This window comes from Chryseobacterium sp. W4I1 (assembly GCF_030816115.1).
GTDB lineage: Bacteria > Bacteroidota > Bacteroidia > Flavobacteriales > Weeksellaceae > Chryseobacterium.
Window position 1 is genome coordinate 3908995 of sequence record NZ_JAUSXQ010000001.1, and the last position, 20811, is coordinate 3929805.

Below are 20811 nucleotides of genomic sequence, written 5' to 3' on the forward strand. Positions count from 1 at the left end.
TATTTTGAGCTCATTAGTCACAGGATAAATAGTGACTAATTGATTATTTTTGAATATAGTGTTTTTGTGATGGCCAACCTGCTGTGTATTTTATTATTTACCTCTGCAAATTGGTTTTCTCTATTTTTTCTTTTTTAAAAGGACTTCGTCAATAAAAACACGGCGGCTTACGGCTTCATAGCTTTCTGTTTCACCCAGTTCTACCAGATTATTTCCCTGAGAAATTCTCATAGAATAATTCGCCAGATTGCCCGTTCTTTTGCAGATCGCATGTACTTTTGTAACATACTCTGCGGTAGCCATAAGATTAGGCATTGGCCCGAACGGACGTCCCAGGAAATCCATATCAAGCCCTGCCACTACGACTCTTGTACCGCTGTTGGCAAGCTGGTTGGCGATATCTACAATGCTTTCATCGAAAAACTGTGCTTCATCTATCCCCACCACATCGCAGTTAGAGGCCAGCAAGAGAATTTCATTGGGATTATCTACTGCTGTACTGCGGATTTTATTCTGATTATGAGAAACGACGTCCTCGTCAGAATATCGTGTATCCAGTCTCGGTTTGAAAATTTCCACGTTCTGTCCCGCCATTTCTGCTCTTCGCAATCTTCGGATCAGCTCTTCGGTTTTTCCCGAAAACATAGAGCCACAAATAACTTCCATCCAACCACTTTGTTTGGAATGATTAATTGTATTTTCTAAAAACATTTGTTAAATTAGCCGTATATTTTTAAGATCAAAAGTAAGCAATTTTAATAAGATTCTTATTATGCAGAACATCCAAGATTTAAAGGAAAAAATTTTTTTTGAATCCAAGAATATCATTGATATTCTGGAGAAAATAAACAACGTAGACGAATTACTTTCCAAGCAGGATCTTGTAGATGAGCTTGCGAACAGGATCTCTTTTTTAAGGTTGTTGGAAAAAAATATTGAGTATTTTATTACTGATAGCCAGCAAAATTCAGAAAGCCAATATATTTCTTCTATCTCAGAGGACGGACATGAGTCCAGCCATGAAGTAACGGAGGAAGAAGCGATTTTCAACAATGAGTTCAATGAAATTGACGAGAATGAAGGCGAGAATTATTCAGATACTTCTATTGATGAAGAGGAAAAATTCAGTCATCAGCTTGATGAGATCGTAGAAAATGAATTTCATGAAAACATGGTCAGCTTTTCGGAAGAAAACTATGAAAAGGATGCTGTAGAAGGAATTCAGGAAAAAGTTTCTCCTCATGATATTACAGAAGAAGAGGCAGTTTTCAATAACCAACTGAATGAAATTGATGAAAATGAAGCTTTTAATGCTAATGAGAAAGTTTTCAGCTTCGTGGATGAAGAAAGAATTCTTGCTGATGCCAAACCGGATAATGACGAAGATCTGAATGAAGATTTGTTCGTCACTGAAACTACAGAAGAAGAGGTGACTTTCAACAATCAGCTAAACGAAATTGATGAAAATGAAGATAATGTTTCACATGAAACACATCCTTCAACTGATCTTGAAAAAGAAAATTCAGACCACAACGCTACAGATAAAGCGATCCATCAGACAGAAAGAATTCCAAGCATTTTTGATACGGAAATGCTGGAGGACGAAATACTGATCGAAGAAAACGAAGAGCAGTTTGTGACTTCTAATGCAACGATAGAGCAGGGAGAAATGCTTACAGAAACTTCCAACGTTGAAAGTATTTTGAGCGATATAAAAAATGATTTTCCTTTAGAAGAAAAGGAAGAAACCATTCTTGCAGAAGTATATGACAGAAGGAAAATTGTAGACATAGACAAACCTTTTCCTGAATCAGAAAAAGAAAAATTAGCTTCTGATGAAAGCTTTGAAGATTTAGAGTCATATCATCAGGAGAAAAAAATAAAATTGTCCAATATCAAAGGATTGAAGGCTGTTCAGACTCTTTTTGATGACGATCCGCTGGAAAGGGAAATACCAAAGGAAAAGCCTGCCTCTGAAGTAAAAGAAGGTTCCGGAAGTATACTGAAATCCAACATTCCTACCCAATTCATGGAAGCTGAAAAGCTTAAGCCTGAATTCAAGCTGGATCTGAATGACAGGATTGCCTTTTCAAAAATGCTCTTTAACGGAAGCCAAATGGATCTGAATGATACGGTGGCCCACCTGAACGGATTCAAAAACCTTGAAGAAGCAAAAGAGTATCTTAGCGACCTTTATTATGAAAGGAAGTGGAGTAAAGTAGATGAATATGCCCAGAGACTCTGGATATTGGTAGAAAATAAATTCTTATAATTTTGAGCGGAATCTTATATTTTGTTCCTACACCAGTTGGGAACTTAGAAGATATGACCTTCAGGGCTGTGAAAGTCCTTAAGGAAGTTGACTATATTTTATGTGAAGACACAAGGACATCGGGAATACTTTTAAAGCATTACGAGATCTCAAAACCTTTAAAATCATATCACCTTCATAATGAGCATCAGGCTACAGAAAAAGTGATTGGTGACCTTAAAAACGGGCAGAATATTGCCATTATTACTGATGCCGGGACACCGGGAATTTCAGATCCGGGTTATCTGCTGGCAAGAGCAGGCTCAGACAATGATATTGAAATGATTTGTCTTCCGGGGGCAACTGCTTTAATTCCGGCACTTGTAGTTTCAGGACTTCCTAATAATGAATTTCTATTCGCAGGATTTTTGCCTCAAAAGAAAGGCAGACAGACTAAGCTGAAACAGCTGGCTGAAGAGAAAAAAACCATTGTTTTATATGAAAGCCCACATAAGATCAATACCACTCTGGAACAGATCAGAGAATTCTTTGGTGAAGAAACAAAAGCCAGTTTGAGCAGGGAAATTTCCAAAAAATTTGAAGAAACAAAACGTGGAACAATCAATGAATTAATTGAATTTTCCAAAAGCAAAACTTTAAAAGGAGAGATCGTTCTTATTGTCAATAATTCTATTTAAATTTCATTGAAAAACTTAGTTTTCGCACTGTGCTCATCAGTGTGTATGGCCCAGACCAATCAGTATACCAAAATTCTTTTATCAAAAAAGACAGGAAAGGAGGTGACTTCCTATTCCGGAGGTTACGGAACCGTATATGATTCTAAAACGAAGACCAGAAGCATTGTAGATTCTTTAGGAAATATAACCTTTGAATCGCCTCACAGCATTTCGCATATCTTTAAAAACAGGTTTATTCTTACCGCCGAAGAATCCAATTACAAGACAAAATCTGCAGTTATTGATGAAAAAGGAAACCAGCTGCTTCCTTTGGATAACCAGAGTTTTAACACGCCATGGCTCAGCGAAAAATGCATTATTTCTACTAAAGACGGGGAAGAAGCTGTTTACGATTATAATGGAAAAGAAATTATTCCTTATGCTGAAAGAATTCAGTTTGCAGGAGAAGACCGTTTTTTTGTTTTAAAAGATAAAAAGTGGTTTTTATACAATTTGAACGGAAAACAGATCAGTAACCGTGAATTTAGAGAAGATTATCACTTTGAAAATGGCAAGGCGCTCATTATTAATGAAGACAATCAGAGCGAAATCATCAGTAAAAACGGAGAGACACTGCATACATTTTCAACACAGATCTACAGTTTAGCGTCGTATCCTTATCTGATCACAAAAAACAGAATAACAGGGAAGTACGGTTTGGTGGATGCCGAAGAAAATGTCCTTGCAGAAGAAATTTATGATGATATTTCGCCGGAATATTTTGGGGCTAAACAGTATATTTACCTTAGGAAAAAAGGAAAAACTACCGTTTTTAACAAAAAGGACAAAAAGCTTTATCCTGGAAATTTCAAATATTTAACGCCATTATTCAATGATCTTTTTACTGTATATAGTGATAAATCAAAGAAATACGGGATAGTAAATCTGAATGGAGAAATTATTACTCCTCAGGAATATGATTTTATACAGAGCTTCGACATTTCCGGAAAAGACTTTATATACCTTAAAAATGAAAAGGAAGAAAAATTCCTGGATAAAGATTTAAAAAATATTCTGGAGGAAAATACACAGGCCATTGCTTTCTATCCTGACCAGCTCATCATTAAAAAGCGGGACATTTACTATCAGTTTTTTGTACTGGACAGATCGGTTTCTATTCTGAAAGACATTACTTTCATTAAAGAACAGGAGCCGGATTTCTTTAATATTTTCAATCTGTATTCAAAGCCGGTGGTCTGCAAAAACAGCAGCAATTTATATGGAATAATCAACGAAAAAGGGAAGGAGATTGTTCCTTTTATCTACGATGATATTATTGCCTTTGAAAATTCTGAAAATGAGTTTGTCGTGAAAAAGCAGGATAAATACGGCGTGGTGAACTTTCAGAATGAGCCTTTAAAGGATATTATTTATGATAAATATTACTGGCAGAAGGAAGTTCTGAAGCTGGATAAAGATAAAAAAACGGATATTCTTTATTTTACAAGATTTAAAAATACAGGAAGCCGTCTTTAAAATATGATATAAAACAGCGAAAAATCTTCACTAATTTGATGATTTGGAATGTATTGAATAACAATTTGTAATATCTTTGCGCACTGTTTAATCCGTATAAAATTAAATATGCTAAATTGCCGTTTTTTCAAAGACGGAAGTATTTACTAAGAATATAATTATCAAGAGATATGATGAAACTATTAGAAGGAAAGGTAGCACTAATTACCGGAGCTACAAGAGGAATCGGAAAGAAAATTGCGGAAATGTACGCTGAACAGGGTGCAAAAGTAGCATTTACCTATGCCGGCTCTGTAGAAAAAGCTCAAGCATTAGAGGCGGCTTTAAGTTCTGTAACCCAGATCAAAGGATATCAGTCTGACGCATCAGATTACGATGCTGCTCAAAAGTTGATCGATGATGTGATGGAAGAGTTTGGAAAGATCGATATTCTGATCAACAATGCAGGAATTACAAGAGATAACCTGCTGTTGAGAATGTCTAAAGAAGACTGGGATCAGGTAATGAGAATCAATCTGGATTCGGTATTTAATCTTACAAAAGCGGTAATCAAGCCGATGATGAAGGCTAAATCAGGATCTATTATCAATATGACCTCTGTGGTTGGAATCAGCGGAAACGCAGGACAATCCAATTATGCAGCTTCTAAAGCCGGAGTGATAGGATTTACTAAATCCATTGCACTGGAATTAGGATCAAGAAATATCAGATGTAATGCAGTTGCTCCCGGATTTACTGAAACTGAAATGACAGCAGATCTGGATGAAAAAACCCTTCAGGCATGGAGAGAAAGAATTCCAATGAAGAGAGCGGGACAAACAACAGACGTTGCTAATGCCTGCATATTCTTAGGAAGTGAAATGTCTTCTTATATCACAGGACAAACCCTGAACGTAGACGGCGGAATGCTGACTTAATAATAAAAACAAAACCGGCTATTCATCACTTGTATAGCCGGTTTTTATTTCTACTAAAAAATAAGAGAATCTGCTCGATCTGCGAGAGCATAATTTTAGTCTTTAAATATCTGGTTCTCCTGCTCCTGAACCCTGATAAAAGTAGTTCTCTTAGACAATTCTTTCAGTTTGGAAGCTCCTACATAGGTACATGTAGAACGTACTCCGCCCAAAATATCTTTCACTGTTTCGGAAACAGGACCTTTATAAGCTACCTTCACTGTTTTTCCTTCTGAGGCACGGTATTCTGCGACACCTCCCGAATGTTTATCCATTGCTGTTTTGGAACTCATCCCATAGAACAAACGGTATTTCTTACCATTTTCCTCAATCATCTCGCCACCGCTTTCATCATGTCCGGCAAACATACCTCCAAGCATTACAAAATCTGCGCCTCCTCCGAAAGCTTTGGCCACATCTCCCGGAACTTTACAGCCTCCGTCTGCGATGATATGTCCTCCCAGGCCATGTGCCGCATCAGAACATTCAATAATAGCAGAAAGTTGCGGATATCCAACACCTGTTTTTACTCTCGTCGTACATACAGAGCCTGGTCCGATTCCTACTTTGATGATATCTGCGCCTACTAAGAGAAGTTCTTCTACCATTTCGCCGGTCACTACATTACCTGCCATGATAATCTTATCAGGAAAATTAGCCCTTGCTTTCTTCACAAATCCAACGAAATGTTCAGAGTAACCATTCGCTACATCAATGCACAGAAACTCAATTTTTGGATGCTTTTCGAGGATTACCCTTAGCTTTTCTTCATCCGCTTTTCCGGTTCCGGTACTTAAAGCAATATATTGATGGATGCTTTCAGGCTGGCTGTCCAGAAACTGGCTCCATTCCTCAGGAGTATAATGCTTATGAACGGCCGTAATGATTTTATCTTTGGCCAGTTCTACTGCCATTTCAAAAGTTCCTACCGTATCCATATTAGCAGCAATTAGCGGAACTCCTCTCCATTTCTTTTTCGTGTGTTTGAAGGTAAATTCTCTTTCCAGATCCACTTCTGAGCGGGATTTTAAAGTAGAACGTTTGGGTCTGAACATAACGTCTTTAAAACCTAGCTTTATATCATTTTCTATTCGCATTTTGGTGAATTTATTTATTGTTTAAAAATTAAAATTAGTAATTTAACTTAAATATACTACTTTTGAAAGGATGGATTTTCCTGTTACTTTTTATATTTTCGGTAAAACAGTTCTTGCACATCCTGTATTTGAAACACTGGGTATTTTTCTTGGGATGCGTTTTTATTTTTTTTTAAAAAGAAAATCGACCGAAAAATTGTCTTTTAACACTTCCGCAGCAGTACTTATAGGGGCAACGGCAGGAGCTTTACTCGGTTCAAAACTCATCGGAAATCTTGAAAATCCCTATGTTTTATTCGAAAATTTCAGCTTTAAAAGATTTTGGACCAATAATACCATTGTTGGCGGTTTAGCATTTGGGCTGATCGGTGTTGAATGGGCAAAAAAGATAGTCGGCCACAAAGAAAGTACCGGAGATCTCATTGTGTATCCTTTAATTTTAGCCATAATCATCGGTAGAATCGGCTGTTTTCTAACAGGAATTCATGAAGAAACTTACGGCTTACCTACCGATTCAATGTTCGGAATGCATCTCGGTGATGAATATCTGAGACATCCTGTTGCATTGTATGAGATTGGTTTTCTGATTCTTTTGTGGATTAGTTTAAAAATGGTTGAGAAAAAAAAGAAATATCCATCAGGCTTTATTTTTCAGGTATTTATGCTGAGCTATTTTACATTCAGATTCTTTTTAGACTTTATTAAACCAAGAATTGAAATCGTTGGAAATTTAGGGACGATTCAACTGGTCTGTCTTTCAGTAATTATTTATTACATTTATAAGATTAAAAACACCAATACAATTGAATTATGAAAATGCTGACCCTTCTCGAAGTTGGTAATCTCGGCGGCGTTGTCGTCATGATTATAGGAATAATCATAGTAGTTGCCTTAGTGGTTTCACTGGTTGTCACCTTAATAGCAAAGGTTATTTATGAGTGGAATAATGACAAGAAAATTTACCAAAAAACAGTTTTGGCAGACGATGCTTATTTCTTTGTTGATTTGTGGACTGATCAGCGGTTTTATTTGTGGAGGAATGTAAAAATTAAAATTATGCCGGTAAGAAATTATACCTATTACGATTATACCATCAGTCTCTGTCCCGAATGCCTGAAAAGGGTAGGAGCCAAGATCATTATTGAAGATGAAGCGGTTTTTATGACCAAAAGATGTCCTGATCATGGCTTTTTTAAGACCATGATTGCTTCAGATGTTCAGTACTATAAAAATATCAGAAATTACAATAAGGCCTCAGAAATGCCTGTTCATTTCGGAACTGATGTGGAATATGGATGCCCGTACGATTGCGGTTTATGCGTGGATCATGAGCAGCACAGCTGTCTTTCAATCGTAGAAGTTACCGACCGGTGTAACCTGACGTGTCCGACCTGCTATGCGATGTCGTCCCCACATTATGGAAGTCACAGGACCTTAGAGCAGATTGAAGCCATGTTTGATACCATTGTTAAAAACGAGGGCGAACCGGATGTCGTGCAGATCAGTGGCGGCGAACCGACGATTCACCCTGAGTTTTTTAAAATTATGGATATCGCCAAATCGAAGCCAATTAAACATCTGATGCTGAATACCAACGGAATCCGCATTGCGAATGATCCCGGTTTTGCAGAAAAATTGGCGACTTACGCTCCGGAATTTGAAATTTATCTTCAGTTTGATTCTTTTAAACCTGAAGTTTTGGAAGATTTCAGGGGAAAAGATTTGACGAGTGTCCGTATGAAAGCTTTGGAAAAATTAAATGAATTAAATCTTTCCACCACTCTGGTTATCGTTCTTCAGAAAGGAAAAAATATTGACGAGATTGGAAAATTAATTGATTTTGCCTTAAAACAGAAATGCGTTCGCGGGATTACCTTCCAGCCTGTAGAAGTGGCCGGAAGAAACAGGGAGGATTCTGCACACGAAAAAATTACGCTGACGGAAGTAAGGCAGGAAATTTTAAACCAGTTTCCGCTTCTGAACGGTGATGATATTATTCCCGTTCCGTGTAATCCTGATGCCTTGGCGATGGGCTATATTCTTAAACTTGAAGGGGAAACCATTCCTCTTACACGATATATCAATCCTGCTGATTTGCTGAATAATGAAACGAAAAATACCATTGTTTATGAACAGGATGCGGGCTTGCAGATGCAGCTTTTGGATATTTTCAGCACCGGAATTTCTGTAGATAAAGTTCAGCCTAAAGTAAACCAATTATTATGCTGTCTTCCGGAAGTTTCAGCCCCGAATTTAGACTATGACAATCTCTTCAGAATTATCATTATGAATTTTATGGATGCCCATGATTTTGACGTGCGTGCTATCAAAAAATCCTGTGTTCACATTGTCAATAAAGATTTAAAAATGATTCCTTTCGAGACGATGAATTTATTTTACAGGGATGATAAAATTAAATATCTTGAGGAATTGAGAAAAGAGGATAAGGTTCTTTTTTAAATAATTTTCCGGCAGATTATCACATTCTTGTATTAAGAGAGCTCTGAAGCTTTTACAATAAAAAGGGCGGGAAATTATCTTTTCACGCCCCATAAGTTTATTTTTCCTCTATGCATAAAACCAAGCTTTTCATAGAGCATTTTAGCTCCGGTATTGCTTTCTGCGACATGCAGAAAAGGAATTTTATTATCCTCAAAGATCTTTGCTGACACAAAAGTTACAAGCTGTTTAGCTAATCCTTTTCCCAGATAATCTATATCGGTGATTACGGCGCTTACCTCCGTCATATCATTCATCTGCATCCTTTCGCCTGTTACGGCAGCTAATTTACCTTCCTTAAAGATTCCGAAATAACGGCCTAATTCAGGAGTTCTTGCCTTAAAATAATAAGGATAGAACTTCATCACAAATGCCAGAAGCTCCTCATGGTTTTCTTCTTTCAGTTCAACGATTTCCTCAGTCAAATCACTCTGAATGGGATTTTCCAGAACATACTGATCACATACAAGTTGCGATAGATTTATTTTTAAACTTCCCAGATCAGGGCGAGTCCCGAAAATCAGAAAATCATCACAGATCTTTCCATACTCTGTAATGTCTTCTGCTGTTGAAATCTCTGCAGCGCCACCAAAGGAGGCTACTTCAGGGTTGTAAAATTTGGTGTCCCCGAAATTTAAGCAGAACTTTTCATGATATTCATTAAGTGAATGATAAACAGGATTGTCCAGCTTTCCGTACATTAGTCAAAATTCATTACTTCTTCCAGTGTTTTCATATATTCATAAGCCGTAAGGTCGAACTTTACAGGAACAATTGAAATATATCCGTTAGCCAACGCCGTTTCATCAGCATCTTCAGAATCATCCATATTGTTAAAATATCCCGTTAGCCAGTAATATTTCTTTCCGTGAGGATTCACCCTTTCGTCAAAGCTCTCTTCCCATTTTGCATTCGCCTGTTTACAGACTTTCACCCCTTTGATTTCTTCAGCAGTAAGCTTAGGGATATTCACATTCAGAACAATTCCTTTAGGCATAGGATTTTCCAAGGTTCTTTTTACAATATTCTGGATATATTCTTTTGCCTGTGAAAAATCAGCCTCCCAGCTAAAGTCCATTAAAGAAAACCCAATCGCAGGAATGCCCTCTACACCAGCTTCTACAGCGGCAGACATGGTTCCGGAATAGATTACATTGATTGAAGAATTAGCTCCATGATTGATCCCGGAAACTACGATATCCGGCCTTCTTGTAAGGATTTTATCAAGAGCCATTTTCACACAGTCTACAGGTGTCCCGCTGCACGAGAAATCGGTCTGCGGTCCATCAAGCGTTACTTCTTCGTAGCTCAGGGTAGAATTAATGGTAATAGCGTGGCCTTTTCCACTTTGAGGAGAGTTCGGTGCTACCACAACTACTTCTCCTATTTCGTTCATGAAATTGATAAGGTTTCTGATACCAGGCGCTGTGATTCCGTCATCATTAGTTACCAGAATAAGTGGTCTTTCCATAAAATATTTTAATTTTAACAAAAATACTTAAAACTATCCGATAATTATAAATAAGGTATTAAATTTGATAGTTTGTAACAGCGAATTAATTGCTGCTACTAATTGCAGTATATATTTAAAATAAAATCAATTAATAAAGACAGTTTATGTGGAAAAATTTCAAACTGAATAAATTTTTACTCCTAATTCCATTGACAAGTCTAATGTTTTGTTTCAACTCGCCAAAGAATGACGATGAAAAGATGCAGACGATCATGGTGAGCGTTAAGAATACACTTTCTTATTTACATTACAGCCCGAAACCAATCAATGATGCCTATTCCAAGGACGTTTATAAACATTATTTCGAACTGGTAGATCCCGCAAAAAGATATTTTCTGCAATCGGATATGGACGAATTCGGCAAGCATGAAACAAAACTTGATGATTATCTCAGCCAGGGTGATTTGACATTCTATAAACTTACCATCGACAGGCTTTATCAGAGAGTAGATGAGATCGACAAGATTACTCAGGATATTTTCAGCAAGCCGATCAATCTGCAAGAGGATGAAGCCCTTACTCTTGAGCCGAAGCTTAAAAAAGTACCTGTCAACAAACAGGAACAATACAACGAGTGGAGAAAATATATTAAATATAATATTCTTCAGGAGGTGGAGTCTATGAACAGCAAAGAAGAAGCTCAGAAAGAGAAAAAAGACTCTGTTCAGAAGTACAAGCTGAAAGATACAATCAAGTATCAGCCGCTTACGCAGGATCAGAAAATCAAAAAGGCAACGGATGAAGTGAAAGATCTTGTAAAAGATACTTTCACAAGATTCAAAAAGAGAAAGAAAATGGATTGGTTTACCGTGTATATGAATGCATATACCGAAGTATTTGATCCTCATACGAACTATTATTCTCCAAAGGATAAGGAAGATTTTGATACCCAGTTCACCGGAAAAGTAATTGGTATCGGAGCTATTATTCAGGAGAAAAAGGGAAATCTTTATCTGGGAGCTTTAACGATCGGGGCACCGGCATGGAAATCTAAGCAGCTTTCTGAAGGTGATAAGATCTTAAAAGTCAGATCCAAACCGAAAGATGATGCCGTAAATGTAGTGGGAATGCTCTCTGACGAAGCCGTAAGACTGATCAGAGGAGAAAAAGGAACACCGGTAACACTTACCGTTCAGAAAAAAGACGGAACGATTAAAGATGTAACGATGATCCGTGAAGAAGTTGCTATTGAAGATACATTTGCAAGAAGTATTGTAGTAAATTCTCCAAACGGAAAGAAATACGGATTTATAAACCTGCCAAGCTTTAATGCTGATTTTGAAGATGCTAAAGGAAGAAATGCTTCTGATGACATCAAAAATGAAATCATTAAACTTAAGGAGCAGAATATTGAAGGAATCGTTCTTGACCTTAGAAATAACGGAGGAGGATCGCTTACAGAAGTAGGTGATATCATGGGACTTTTCATGGATGCAGGACCTTATGTTCAGGTAAAAGACGGAAACGGAAAAATCCAGACCCTAAAAAATAAAAATGAAACGCCGATCTGGACAGGTCCGTTGGTAATCATGCAGAACGAGCTTTCAGCCTCTGCTTCTGAGATTTTAGCGGGTGCAATGCAAGATACAGGAAGAGCAATGATCATTGGTTCTCCGCAATCATTTGGAAAAGGAACCGTACAGACCTTTGTAGATCTGAACAGATTCCTGAATACGGAAGATGATTTCGGATCACTAAAACTGACGATTCAGAAATTCTACAGAATCACAGGAGAATCTACGCAGAGAAAAGGAATTGTTTCCGATATCCAGATGAAAGATTTCTTTACGTATGCAGAAGTAGGAGAGCGTTATGATGATTATGCCTTGGCTTGGGATAAAATTCCAGGAACAAATTTCCAGAAACTGAACTATTTCAATATTCAGGCTCTTGAGAAAGCAAGCGCAGACAGAATGGCTAAAAACAGCAATTACCAGCTTCTGCTTGAATCTGCCCAGTGGAGAGAAAAGCTGGATAAAGAAGAAACCATTACGCTGAACATCAATAAATTCAATGAGCTAATGAAGCAAAGAAAGGCTCAGATCGAGAAATTCAAAGCGCTTAGTAAATTTGAGAATGGTCTTAAGTTCATGATGTACCCGAAAGAAATTGAAAGAGAGAAAAAAGATGAAGCTTTCAAGAAGAAATCTGAAATGTGGATCAAAAATCTTAAGAAAGATCCATATCTACAAGAAGCAATGAACATCGTTTCCGATATGGGAGCTAAATCATAAAAACAAAAAACCGCTGATGAAAATCAGCGGTTTTTTATTAAGCTATTAACTATGTAAAAAATAATTAATAGTTTCCATATTTGGAAACTTATTTGTATATTTGATAAAAACATAAATGAAATATTTTGAAACAATATTTTTAGAAGATGTTGTAGATTTCTTATCTAGTTTGGATAAAAAGTCAGCTGCTAAGATAATTTATAATATTGACCTGGCTGGACAGACTAATGATCCAAGACTCTTCAAAAAACTAAGTGGAGAAATATGGGAATTCAGAACAAGATATTTAGATAAACAGTATAGGTTATTGGCATTTTGGGATAAAAGAGATAATGAAAATACGCTAGTTATTGGAACTCATGGATTTATTAAAAAAGATAGCAAAGTCCCTAAAAAAGAGATAAAGAAAGCAGAAAAAATAAGAGAAAATTATTTTAAATAGTTATGGCAAAGAGAGAAATAAAAAAGTATACTCTTGCAGATATAAAAGATCGTTACATCGGCAAAGAAGGAAGTGAAGAAAGACATCAATACGAGTATGAACTTAAAATGGACGTATTGGGACATCTTATTAAAGCGGCCCGCAAAGAAAGAAAGCTCACCCAATTAGAGCTGGGAAAATTGATAGGTGTGCAAAAAGCACAGATTTCTAAAATTGAAAATAATATAACAAATTCCACAATAGCAACCGTATTAAAGGTTTTTGATGCACTGGATGCAGATGTGAAATTTAATGTGAAGCTGGAAGGAAAAAATCTAGAGGTAGAATTAACATAATAAAGAGGAGATCTTAATCAAGATCTCCTCTTTATTTTGATGTCAGCCTTAAGAATTATTTAATTTCTACACAACCCACTCTTCCGCCTGCATTTCCTGTAGGCTGAGTATGGAAGTCATCTGCTGCTGCATGCACTATAAGGCCTTTTCCGATGATATTTTTAGATTCATCCGTACAGCCAAGGCACCATTTATTTGTTTTAAAAGTAAGCACTGCTTTTCCGGTTTGGTCAGCTGTTAAGTTGCCAATGTCTCCCATGTGGAAGTGATCTGCGCCCCATTTTCCGTGATCGTCTTTAGCAGGATTCCAGTGTCCGCCTGTAGAAGTTCCGTCGGCTGCAGAACAGTCACCTTTTTCGTGGATATGTACCGCATGAATGCCGGGAGTAAGATTGGTTACTTCAAGTTTCATGGTTACCTCTTCTCCTTTTTGGGTAAACTTGGCTGTTCCGCCCGTCTGTGTTCCGCTCTTGGCATTTACGGCATACGTTTTTGTCGTGCAGCATGAAGCTGCTAAAAATGCACACCCTGCCAGTAATGCTAATGTTTGTCCTTTCATTTCTAAAATGATTTAAAGTGATTTTAACGTTAAATTTAGAAAAGATTTTCCGAAACAGTTTATGATTCCGGTTCTTTTTTTAAACAGCAATATAGGACAACTCAAATTCTGTGTATCTTAATACCTTTGTTTATCAGCACTTTTTAAAATGGAAGAACACAGGAAAAGGATCATCAAAGCGATCAGATATATTGATAATAACCTTGAAACCGCCCTTAATTTGGAAAAAATTGCCGAGGTCGGCATGTATTCCCCTTACCATTTCCATAGGATATTTAAGCTCATTACAGGCGAAACGCTCCAGAGTTATATCATCAGAAAGAAGATAGAAAAAAGCGCTTTTTACCTTGCTGTAAAGAAGGATATTGGGATAAAAGATATTTATCTTGAACTTGGATTTTTAGATCATTCTGTTTTCAATAAGACTTTTAAAAAATATTACGGAGTAGCTCCGTCTGTATTTAGGAAATCTGCGCCCGAAACTTTTCACAAGATTGTACAGACAGAAAGCAAGAATGGTCAAGTAGGTGCCGTTTTCAGCCAGTACATTTGCCTTGTCGAAAATCTTTTAAACTGGACAAAAATGAATTTAAAAATCGAAGTAAAAGAATGGCCGGAAATGAATCTGGCTTCTGTAATGAGCTTAGGAATTGTCAATGTGGAGCCTTCCTTTAATGTCCTCATAGAATGGGCAAAAAAGAGACAACTGTTTCCCCGAGAAAATCTAAAAATGATCTCTGTGTACCATGACAGTTTTAAAGTTACCCCGGCTGATAAGGTGAGAATTCATGCGTGCATGCTTCTTGATAAGAGACTGGAAGAGCAGAATGGAATCGTCTTTCCGGAAACCATTGATGCAGGAAAATTTATCGTAGGAAGTGGAGAGTTTACGCTTGATGATTTTGAACAATGCTGGGTTTCCCTGTTTTTATGGATGAATGAGCATCATTATTCCATGAGAAAAGCATTTCCGTTCGAGATTTATCATTCTAATTTCAAAGAACATCCGGAAGGCAAAATGATCGTGGATTTCTGTATACCTATTCACTAATTTCCCATTCAGCAGCCAAAGTATGCCTTTCAGTAAAATTTATTTTAAAGAAAGGCCTATTGCTTCCTATTTTTGATCCGAAAATTAACCCCATGAAAACATACGGACAAAAACTCCTGCTTCTAACTACCTTTCTATTCTTTATCGCAGGATATTCCCAGGTGAAGATCTCAGGAAAGGTCACTTTTAAAAGCAAAGGAGCCAATGAAATCAATATTACCCTCAAAGACACCTACGATGGTGCTACCACCGATGCGCAAGGAAATTTCTCTTTTGAGACCTCAGAAAAAGGAAATCATATTCTCACCTTTACCCATCCAAAATACCAGGATGTTGAAAAAACAATTACGATTGGTGACCACGATATATTGGTAAATGCGGAATTGAAAGAACAGATCAGCGAGATCGATGCGGTAGTGGTTTCTGCAGGTTCCATTGAAGCCAGTGATAAAAAAAGAGCGACCGCCTTACTGACTCCTATTGATATTTACACCACGGCAGGGGCGGACGGGCAAATCTCTTCTGCTTTAAACTACCTTCCGGGTGTGCAGAAAGTAGGAGAAACAGAGGGATTATTTATCCGTGGAGGTACAGGAACAGAGTCTAAAATTTTCATGGATGGAAGTTTGATCAACAATTATTTCTCCAATTCAGTTCCCGGGATTGCAGGAAGAGATCGCTTCAATACTTCATTATTTAAAGGGAATATCTTTTCCAGTGGCGGATATTCTGCATTATATGGACAGGCTCTTTCCGGAGCCTTGATGCTGGAAAGTGTAGATCTTCCTGATCAGAGTTCCTATGATTTTGGTATTTCGCCTATCTTCTTAAGTGCAGGATTTCAGAAACTTAGTGAGGATAAGAATCATTCTTTTGGAGCGACTTTAGGTTATTCTCTTCTAAGCGTAATGCAGAAGGTCTTTAATTTTAATACTGATTTTATTGATGCTCCCCAAGGTTTAAACGGTGATTTTAATTTCAGAATAAAAACAAAATCGGGAGGAATTTTCAAGTATTACGGAATGTACGATTCCAATAAAATGGGAGTGAGAACGGAAAGCCAGGAGCCGGAATATGATTTCGCACTGGTAAGACTGAAAGGGAAAAATACCTACCATAACCTTTCTTTTAAGCAAAAGTTCGGAAAATACCTTCTGAATGCCGGAACTTCATACTCATACAATAGATCTGATCTTAATTTTTCTACGGAAACTAACGATAATGAATCAGATAGGTCTAAGCTGCTGACTGTAGGAAATTATATCAATTTTAAAGCGGTAATTGAGAGAAGAATCAACAAAATAAGTGCAGTAAGAGCTGGATTTGAACTGAATGACACTGATGAAAAGCTGAATTTTGAGCCGATACAGAAGCATTATAAAGACCTGATATCTTCAGTTTTTGTAGAAACGGATCTTGGTTTTAGCAATGCCTTATCTGCTAAAATAGGAGTGAGAGCAGAGAATTCATCTTTTTTAGGTAAAAATAATGTGGCTCCGCGTTTTGCACTGGCCTACCGCCTGGCCAAAGATTGGACAACTTCCTTTGCTTATGGACTATTTTATCAGAATCCGGAAAGTAAATACATCAATGGACCCTCAAACCTTGATTTTCAGAAATCACAGCATTATATTTTCCAGGTGCAGAGAGCATCGGAAGGAAGAAGCCTGCGTTTTGAAGCTTTTTATAAAAAATATGACCAATTGATCAAAACATTTAATGTTACGCCGGATAAAGACCAGAATCAGCAGGTACAGACGGCTTTAAATAATAACGGGTATGGCTTTGCCAAAGGATTGGAAGTATTCTGGCGAGACAAAAAGACGTTTGAAAACATCGATTACTGGATCAGTTATTCATTTCTGGATTCACAACGGGATTTCATCAATTATCCGGTGAGTCTAAAACCTAACTTTGCCTCCTCACATACACTTTCTGCCGTGGCTAAAAGATTTATTCCGGAATGGAAGCTTGGTGTTAATTTATCCTATACTTATGCAAAAGGCCGTCCTTATTACGACATCGCAACAAAAACGGGAAATGGCAATATGGTGAATTATATCAGAAATGAAGGACAGCTGAAAGATTATAATGCCTTAAACCTGAGCTTTAATTATCTGCCGAACCTGGGCAAAAAAGATGCAAAAGCCTTCACTGTTTTTGTCCTAAGTATTTCCAATGTTTTAGGATCTAAAAATGTGTACGGCTACAATTTCTCTCAGGACGGAACCAGAAGCTCATCCGTTGTCCCGCCAGTCAATACCTTTGTATTTATAGGAGCTTTCATCAGTTTGGGAGCAGATAAAACCCAGGATGCCATTAATAATAATTTATAAAATAACAGCGGCTCATATCACAGTCACTACAAAATACATAACTTCGGATACGCAAATTAACTAACTTAAAAAATGATATTATGAAAAAATACCTATTAAGCTTTGCTTTAGCTTTCATCAGTTTAACTGCTTTTGCACAGGCTGATTATGAAAAAGTAATGACAGAAAAGATCGCCAAGATTGAAGCCTGTAAATCAACAGAAGAGTTTCAGACGCTCGCCAACGATTTCCAGAGAATTGGAAGCAAAGAAAGTTCAAAATGGCTTCCGCCTTACTATGCTGCATTTGCCCATATTCAAAAAGGAAGGCTGATGATGAGAAATGGAGATATGTCCGGGCTGGATGAGACAGCAGGACAGGCAGATAAATATCTTTCAACAGCACAAAATCTTGCAGGTGCTGATAATGCAGAAATACACTTGCTTAGAAAAATGGCAGCTTCCCTAAGAATGATGGTCAATCCGGCCCAGCGGTATATGACGGACGGAGCCAAGGCAACGGAGGAACTTGGCATTGCAGAAAAACTGGATCCCAGCAATCCCAGAATAGCTCTTATTAAAGCAGAAGATACCTATTTTACTCCTGAGCAGTATGGAGGAAGCAAAACTAAAGGATTGGAGATGTTCAAAGAAGCATTGGCGAAATTCGGGACGTACAAACCGAAAACAGCCTTAGATCCTAATTGGGGTAAAGCAGAAGCTGAATATTTTATCAGTATGCCGGCACAATAACAATGAAATTCGGCCTTCCTTACACGGAAGGCTTTTTTTATTCCATTCAGAAAGGAAAATATGCCCTTCGGTAAAAAATAATTTTCGATACCTTTATTAAAAACTAATTTTGAGCCAAGAAAACGGATCATGAAACGAAAAGGATTTATAATTTTACTTTGGGTATCGTTGGGAACAGCGTTATTTTTCTTCTTATTTTTTACAAAAGAGAAGACCTTTCACAATTTTTTAATTACACTGCTCATCTCTACCTTGTATTCCTTTGTTTTGGGTTTTGGAAATACTTTTATTAATGATTTCCTTAACAAAAAGTTTCCCTGGTCTGAAACAACCGGGATAAGAGCCGCCTTAAGTGTAGTTTCTATCATTGCTGGAAATTTTATTCTGGTCTATTTCTGCAATTATATCAATTATGTCGAGATTCAGAAAGTGGCCACAACGGAAACATTTTTTTCTAAAGAATATGCCACGACAAACTGGTTCATGATCAATATAGCGCTTCTGATTTCAGCATTTCTGCATGCGAAAAGCTTTATGGAAGAGATGAAAAAAAATTCTCGGAAAGAAGTGGTAGAGCAGAAGCTGATTGCCAAGTCTGCTAACGCACAGTTTGAAAGCTTAAAAAACCAGCTGGATCCCCATTTTCTTTTCAATTCTTTAAATGTTTTAAGCGCATTGATTGATGAGAATCCCAACCAGGCTCAGAAGTTTACTGCTTCAATGTCAAAGATTTACCGTTATGTACTTGAGCAGAAAGACAAGGAACTGGTAACGGTGGAAGATGAGATTGAATTTGCAAAAACGTATTGTAATCTTTTAAAAACCAGGTTTGAAGACAGTGTTGACTTTATTTTTGATGTTAAAAAAGAAGAATACAGGAGATATGTTGTGCCGCTTTCGCTGCAGCTGCTTTTGGAAAACTGCATCAAACATAATTTTGCGACCTCTTCAAAACCTCTTGTCATTAAAATATTTTCGGATAATGACACACTTTGTATTGAAAACAATCTTCAGGCGAGAGAGCAGATGAAGGAAAGTTCCGGAATAGGACTGGCCAATATTGTTCAGCGGTATGCCCTGCTTACTAAAAAGAATGTTTTCATTGAAAAATCTGAAGATTATTTTAAAGTAAAAGTTCCGATACTTTCCACTAAGCCAAACTCTATCAGTATAAAAACAGAAGATGATAACGGATCTTATGAAAAGGCAAGAAAAAGAGTAAAAGAGCTGAAAAGTTTCTATCGAAATCTTATTTCTTACTGTACAGTTATTCCGTTTCTCATCATTATAAATCTGATGACTTCCCCAAATGATCTCTGGTTTTATTTTCCGATGTTGGGTTGGGGAATTGGGGTTGCCTCTCATGCATTTCGGGTTTTTGGGGTTGGAGAATCCTGGAAAGAAAAGAAGATCCGGGAAATTATGGATAAACAAAAAAACAGAAAATAATGGAAACTTATGATGAAGACAGTATCCGTTACCAGCAAGCTAAAAGAAAGGTTGAACGATTAAGTGGATTTTACAGACACTTATTCTTCTATATTGCTGTCAATGCAATAATCGTTCTCTATAACTACAAACATTTAGAAGCTGGAGAAAGCTACTTTCATTTCAAAAACTTCTTTACGGCAACATTTTGGGGAATAGGGATTATGGCTCATGCGGGCGTGGTTCTTTTACCCAATCTAGGATTTATGAAAGACTGGGAAGAAAAGAAAATCAGGAGGCTGATGGATAAAAATAAAAAGGAATAACTTGAATTTGATTTAATTTTTAAGGATAAACTATACATGATGAACACACTCCAAATCCTGTTTTCCATCTCGATGGCCGCCTGGCTTATCACCGAGATCCTTTATAAAAATATGCTCAAATCCGGCAAAGAGGACAAGAAAGATAAAGACAAGTCTACTCTGAATATTTTATGGATGGCTATTCCGTTTTCTATTGCTGCTTCGGTGTCAACATCTTATATGACCCAGTTTCCTATTACAGAAGATACCTGGATTTTATATCTGGGAGAAGCTTTTATATGGATTGGAATTATTTTCAGGTTTATAATCATTAAGTCTTTAGGGAAATATTTTACTGTTGATGTGACGATAAAAGAGAATCATCAGATCAAAAAAGAAGGGTTCTATAAATACTTGAGACATCCTTCTTACTCATTTTCCCTGCTGACATCTTTAGGCTTAGGTCTTTATCTGAATAACTGGCTGTCACTTATCCTTGCTTTCTTACCGCCTTTTTTTGCGTTTTTATACAGGATAAAAATTGAAGAACAGGCTTTGATGGAGCAGTTTGGAGATGAATATCTGGAATACAGGAAAAAGACCAAAAAACTGATTCCTTTTATCTACTGATCTATTATTCGAAATAAATATCTGCTCAATCATTAAGATCTGCGAGAGATCAATAAACTTTAGAAGCACAAATCCTATTCATATATCTCCAATAACTTGCTGAAAATCTTTGATTTTCTTGCGCCTTACATTATTCTCAATTTTAGGAAAGTCTTGCACCTTTGCGCTATCCAAAAACAAGTAAACCAATCTTTTTACGATTCAGAAAGCTTATTCTACGACTCAGTCATA

20 protein-coding genes are annotated in these 20811 nt (G+C 37.1%); 15 read left to right on the top strand and 5 right to left on the bottom strand.

Annotated elements, in window-relative coordinates:
- Nucleotides 1-120 precede the first annotated feature (120 nt).
- Nucleotides 121-711 carry a thymidine kinase gene (locus tag QF044_RS18180; protein WP_307270319.1) on the bottom strand — a complete coding sequence of 197 codons (591 nt, stop codon included), beginning with the start codon at nucleotides 709-711 and terminating at the stop codon, nucleotides 121-123.
- A gap of 61 nt (nucleotides 712-772) precedes the next feature.
- Between QF044_RS18180 and QF044_RS18185 the strand changes: the two genes are divergently transcribed.
- The 4 genes from QF044_RS18185 to fabG all read left to right on the top strand — a co-directional run bounded on the left by QF044_RS18185 (nucleotide 773) and on the right by fabG (nucleotide 5381).
- On the top strand, nucleotides 773-2272 hold the full coding sequence (locus QF044_RS18185) for a hypothetical protein (RefSeq protein WP_307270321.1): 1500 nt from the start codon (nucleotides 773-775) through the stop codon (nucleotides 2270-2272).
- Nucleotides 2273-2274: 2 nt separating this feature from the next.
- Nucleotides 2275-2949, top strand: coding sequence for a 16S rRNA (cytidine(1402)-2'-O)-methyltransferase (gene rsmI, locus QF044_RS18190; RefSeq protein WP_307270323.1), 675 nt, complete (start codon nucleotides 2275-2277; stop codon nucleotides 2947-2949).
- A gap of 6 nt (nucleotides 2950-2955) precedes the next feature.
- Nucleotides 2956-4464 (top strand): WG repeat-containing protein, encoded by a 1509-nt coding sequence (locus tag QF044_RS18195; RefSeq protein WP_307270325.1) that lies wholly within the window; start codon nucleotides 2956-2958, stop codon nucleotides 4462-4464.
- A gap of 173 nt (nucleotides 4465-4637) precedes the next feature.
- The gene (fabG, locus tag QF044_RS18200) at nucleotides 4638-5381 is read left to right on the top strand and encodes a 3-oxoacyl-[acyl-carrier-protein] reductase (protein ID WP_307272064.1); all 744 of its coding nucleotides are present in this window, start codon (nucleotides 4638-4640) and stop codon (nucleotides 5379-5381) included.
- 95 nt (nucleotides 5382-5476) lie between these two features.
- Here the strand turns inward: fabG and QF044_RS18205 are convergent, their stop codons facing one another.
- Nucleotides 5477-6517, bottom strand: a complete 1041-nt coding sequence (locus QF044_RS18205; RefSeq protein WP_307270327.1) for a GMP reductase — start codon at nucleotides 6515-6517, stop codon at nucleotides 5477-5479.
- A gap of 70 nt (nucleotides 6518-6587) precedes the next feature.
- Between QF044_RS18205 and QF044_RS18210 the strand changes: the two genes are divergently transcribed.
- On the top strand, nucleotides 6588-7331 hold the full coding sequence (locus tag QF044_RS18210; RefSeq protein ID WP_307270330.1) for a prolipoprotein diacylglyceryl transferase: 744 nt from the start codon (nucleotides 6588-6590) through the stop codon (nucleotides 7329-7331).
- Nucleotides 7332-7573: 242 nt separating this feature from the next.
- Nucleotides 7574-8977 carry a radical SAM protein gene (locus QF044_RS18215; protein ID WP_307272066.1) on the top strand — a complete coding sequence of 468 codons (1404 nt, stop codon included), beginning with the start codon at nucleotides 7574-7576 and terminating at the stop codon, nucleotides 8975-8977.
- Nucleotides 8978-9051: 74 nt separating this feature from the next.
- On the opposite strand, the gene QF044_RS18220 is transcribed toward QF044_RS18215, so the two are convergent.
- Complete coding sequence (locus QF044_RS18220) at nucleotides 9052-9717, bottom strand: GNAT family N-acetyltransferase (RefSeq protein ID WP_307270332.1); 666 nt, start codon at nucleotides 9715-9717, stop codon at nucleotides 9052-9054.
- Nucleotides 9717-10487: a 5'/3'-nucleotidase SurE gene (gene surE, locus QF044_RS18225; RefSeq protein ID WP_307270334.1), complete on the bottom strand. Its 771-nt coding sequence runs from the start codon at nucleotides 10485-10487 to the stop codon at nucleotides 9717-9719. Before surE ends, QF044_RS18220 begins: the two co-directional genes overlap by 1 nt.
- 146 nt (nucleotides 10488-10633) lie before the next feature.
- On the opposite strand from surE, the gene QF044_RS18230 reads away from it, so the two are divergent.
- The 3 genes from QF044_RS18230 to QF044_RS18240 all read left to right on the top strand — a co-directional run bounded on the left by QF044_RS18230 (nucleotide 10634) and on the right by QF044_RS18240 (nucleotide 13540).
- Complete coding sequence (locus tag QF044_RS18230) at nucleotides 10634-12763, top strand: carboxy terminal-processing peptidase (RefSeq protein WP_307270335.1); 2130 nt, start codon at nucleotides 10634-10636, stop codon at nucleotides 12761-12763.
- Nucleotides 12764-12878: 115 nt separating this feature from the next.
- A complete protein-coding gene (locus QF044_RS18235; protein WP_307270338.1) occupies nucleotides 12879-13205 on the top strand; it encodes a type II toxin-antitoxin system RelE/ParE family toxin in 327 nt (108 codons plus the stop codon).
- A 2-nt stretch (nucleotides 13206-13207) separates the two neighbouring features.
- Complete coding sequence (locus QF044_RS18240) at nucleotides 13208-13540, top strand: helix-turn-helix domain-containing protein (RefSeq protein WP_307270339.1); 333 nt, start codon at nucleotides 13208-13210, stop codon at nucleotides 13538-13540.
- A gap of 55 nt (nucleotides 13541-13595) precedes the next feature.
- On the opposite strand, the gene QF044_RS18245 is transcribed toward QF044_RS18240, so the two are convergent.
- Nucleotides 13596-14099, bottom strand: coding sequence for a superoxide dismutase family protein (locus tag QF044_RS18245; protein WP_307270342.1), 504 nt, complete (start codon nucleotides 14097-14099; stop codon nucleotides 13596-13598).
- Nucleotides 14100-14247: 148 nt separating this feature from the next.
- On the opposite strand from QF044_RS18245, the gene QF044_RS18250 reads away from it, so the two are divergent.
- The 6 genes from QF044_RS18250 (at nucleotide 14248) to QF044_RS18275 (ending at nucleotide 20580) form a co-directional block, all read left to right on the top strand.
- On the top strand, nucleotides 14248-15150 hold the full coding sequence (locus tag QF044_RS18250; protein WP_307270345.1) for a GyrI-like domain-containing protein: 903 nt from the start codon (nucleotides 14248-14250) through the stop codon (nucleotides 15148-15150).
- A 92-nt stretch (nucleotides 15151-15242) separates the two neighbouring features.
- Nucleotides 15243-17486, top strand: coding sequence for a TonB-dependent receptor (locus QF044_RS18255; protein ID WP_307270347.1), 2244 nt, complete (start codon nucleotides 15243-15245; stop codon nucleotides 17484-17486).
- A gap of 80 nt (nucleotides 17487-17566) precedes the next feature.
- The gene (locus QF044_RS18260; protein WP_307270349.1) at nucleotides 17567-18217 is read left to right on the top strand and encodes a hypothetical protein; all 651 of its coding nucleotides are present in this window, start codon (nucleotides 17567-17569) and stop codon (nucleotides 18215-18217) included.
- Between the two features lie 129 nt (nucleotides 18218-18346).
- Nucleotides 18347-19666, top strand: a complete 1320-nt coding sequence (locus tag QF044_RS18265) for a 2TM domain-containing protein (RefSeq protein ID WP_307270352.1) — start codon at nucleotides 18347-18349, stop codon at nucleotides 19664-19666.
- A complete protein-coding gene (locus QF044_RS18270) occupies nucleotides 19666-19971 on the top strand; it encodes a 2TM domain-containing protein (RefSeq protein ID WP_307270354.1) in 306 nt (101 codons plus the stop codon). The genes QF044_RS18265 and QF044_RS18270 overlap by 1 nt, the downstream gene beginning before the upstream one ends.
- A 39-nt stretch (nucleotides 19972-20010) precedes the next feature.
- Nucleotides 20011-20580 (top strand): isoprenylcysteine carboxylmethyltransferase family protein, encoded by a 570-nt coding sequence (locus QF044_RS18275; RefSeq protein ID WP_307270356.1) that lies wholly within the window; start codon nucleotides 20011-20013, stop codon nucleotides 20578-20580.
- The last annotated feature ends 231 nt before the right edge of the window (nucleotides 20581-20811 follow it).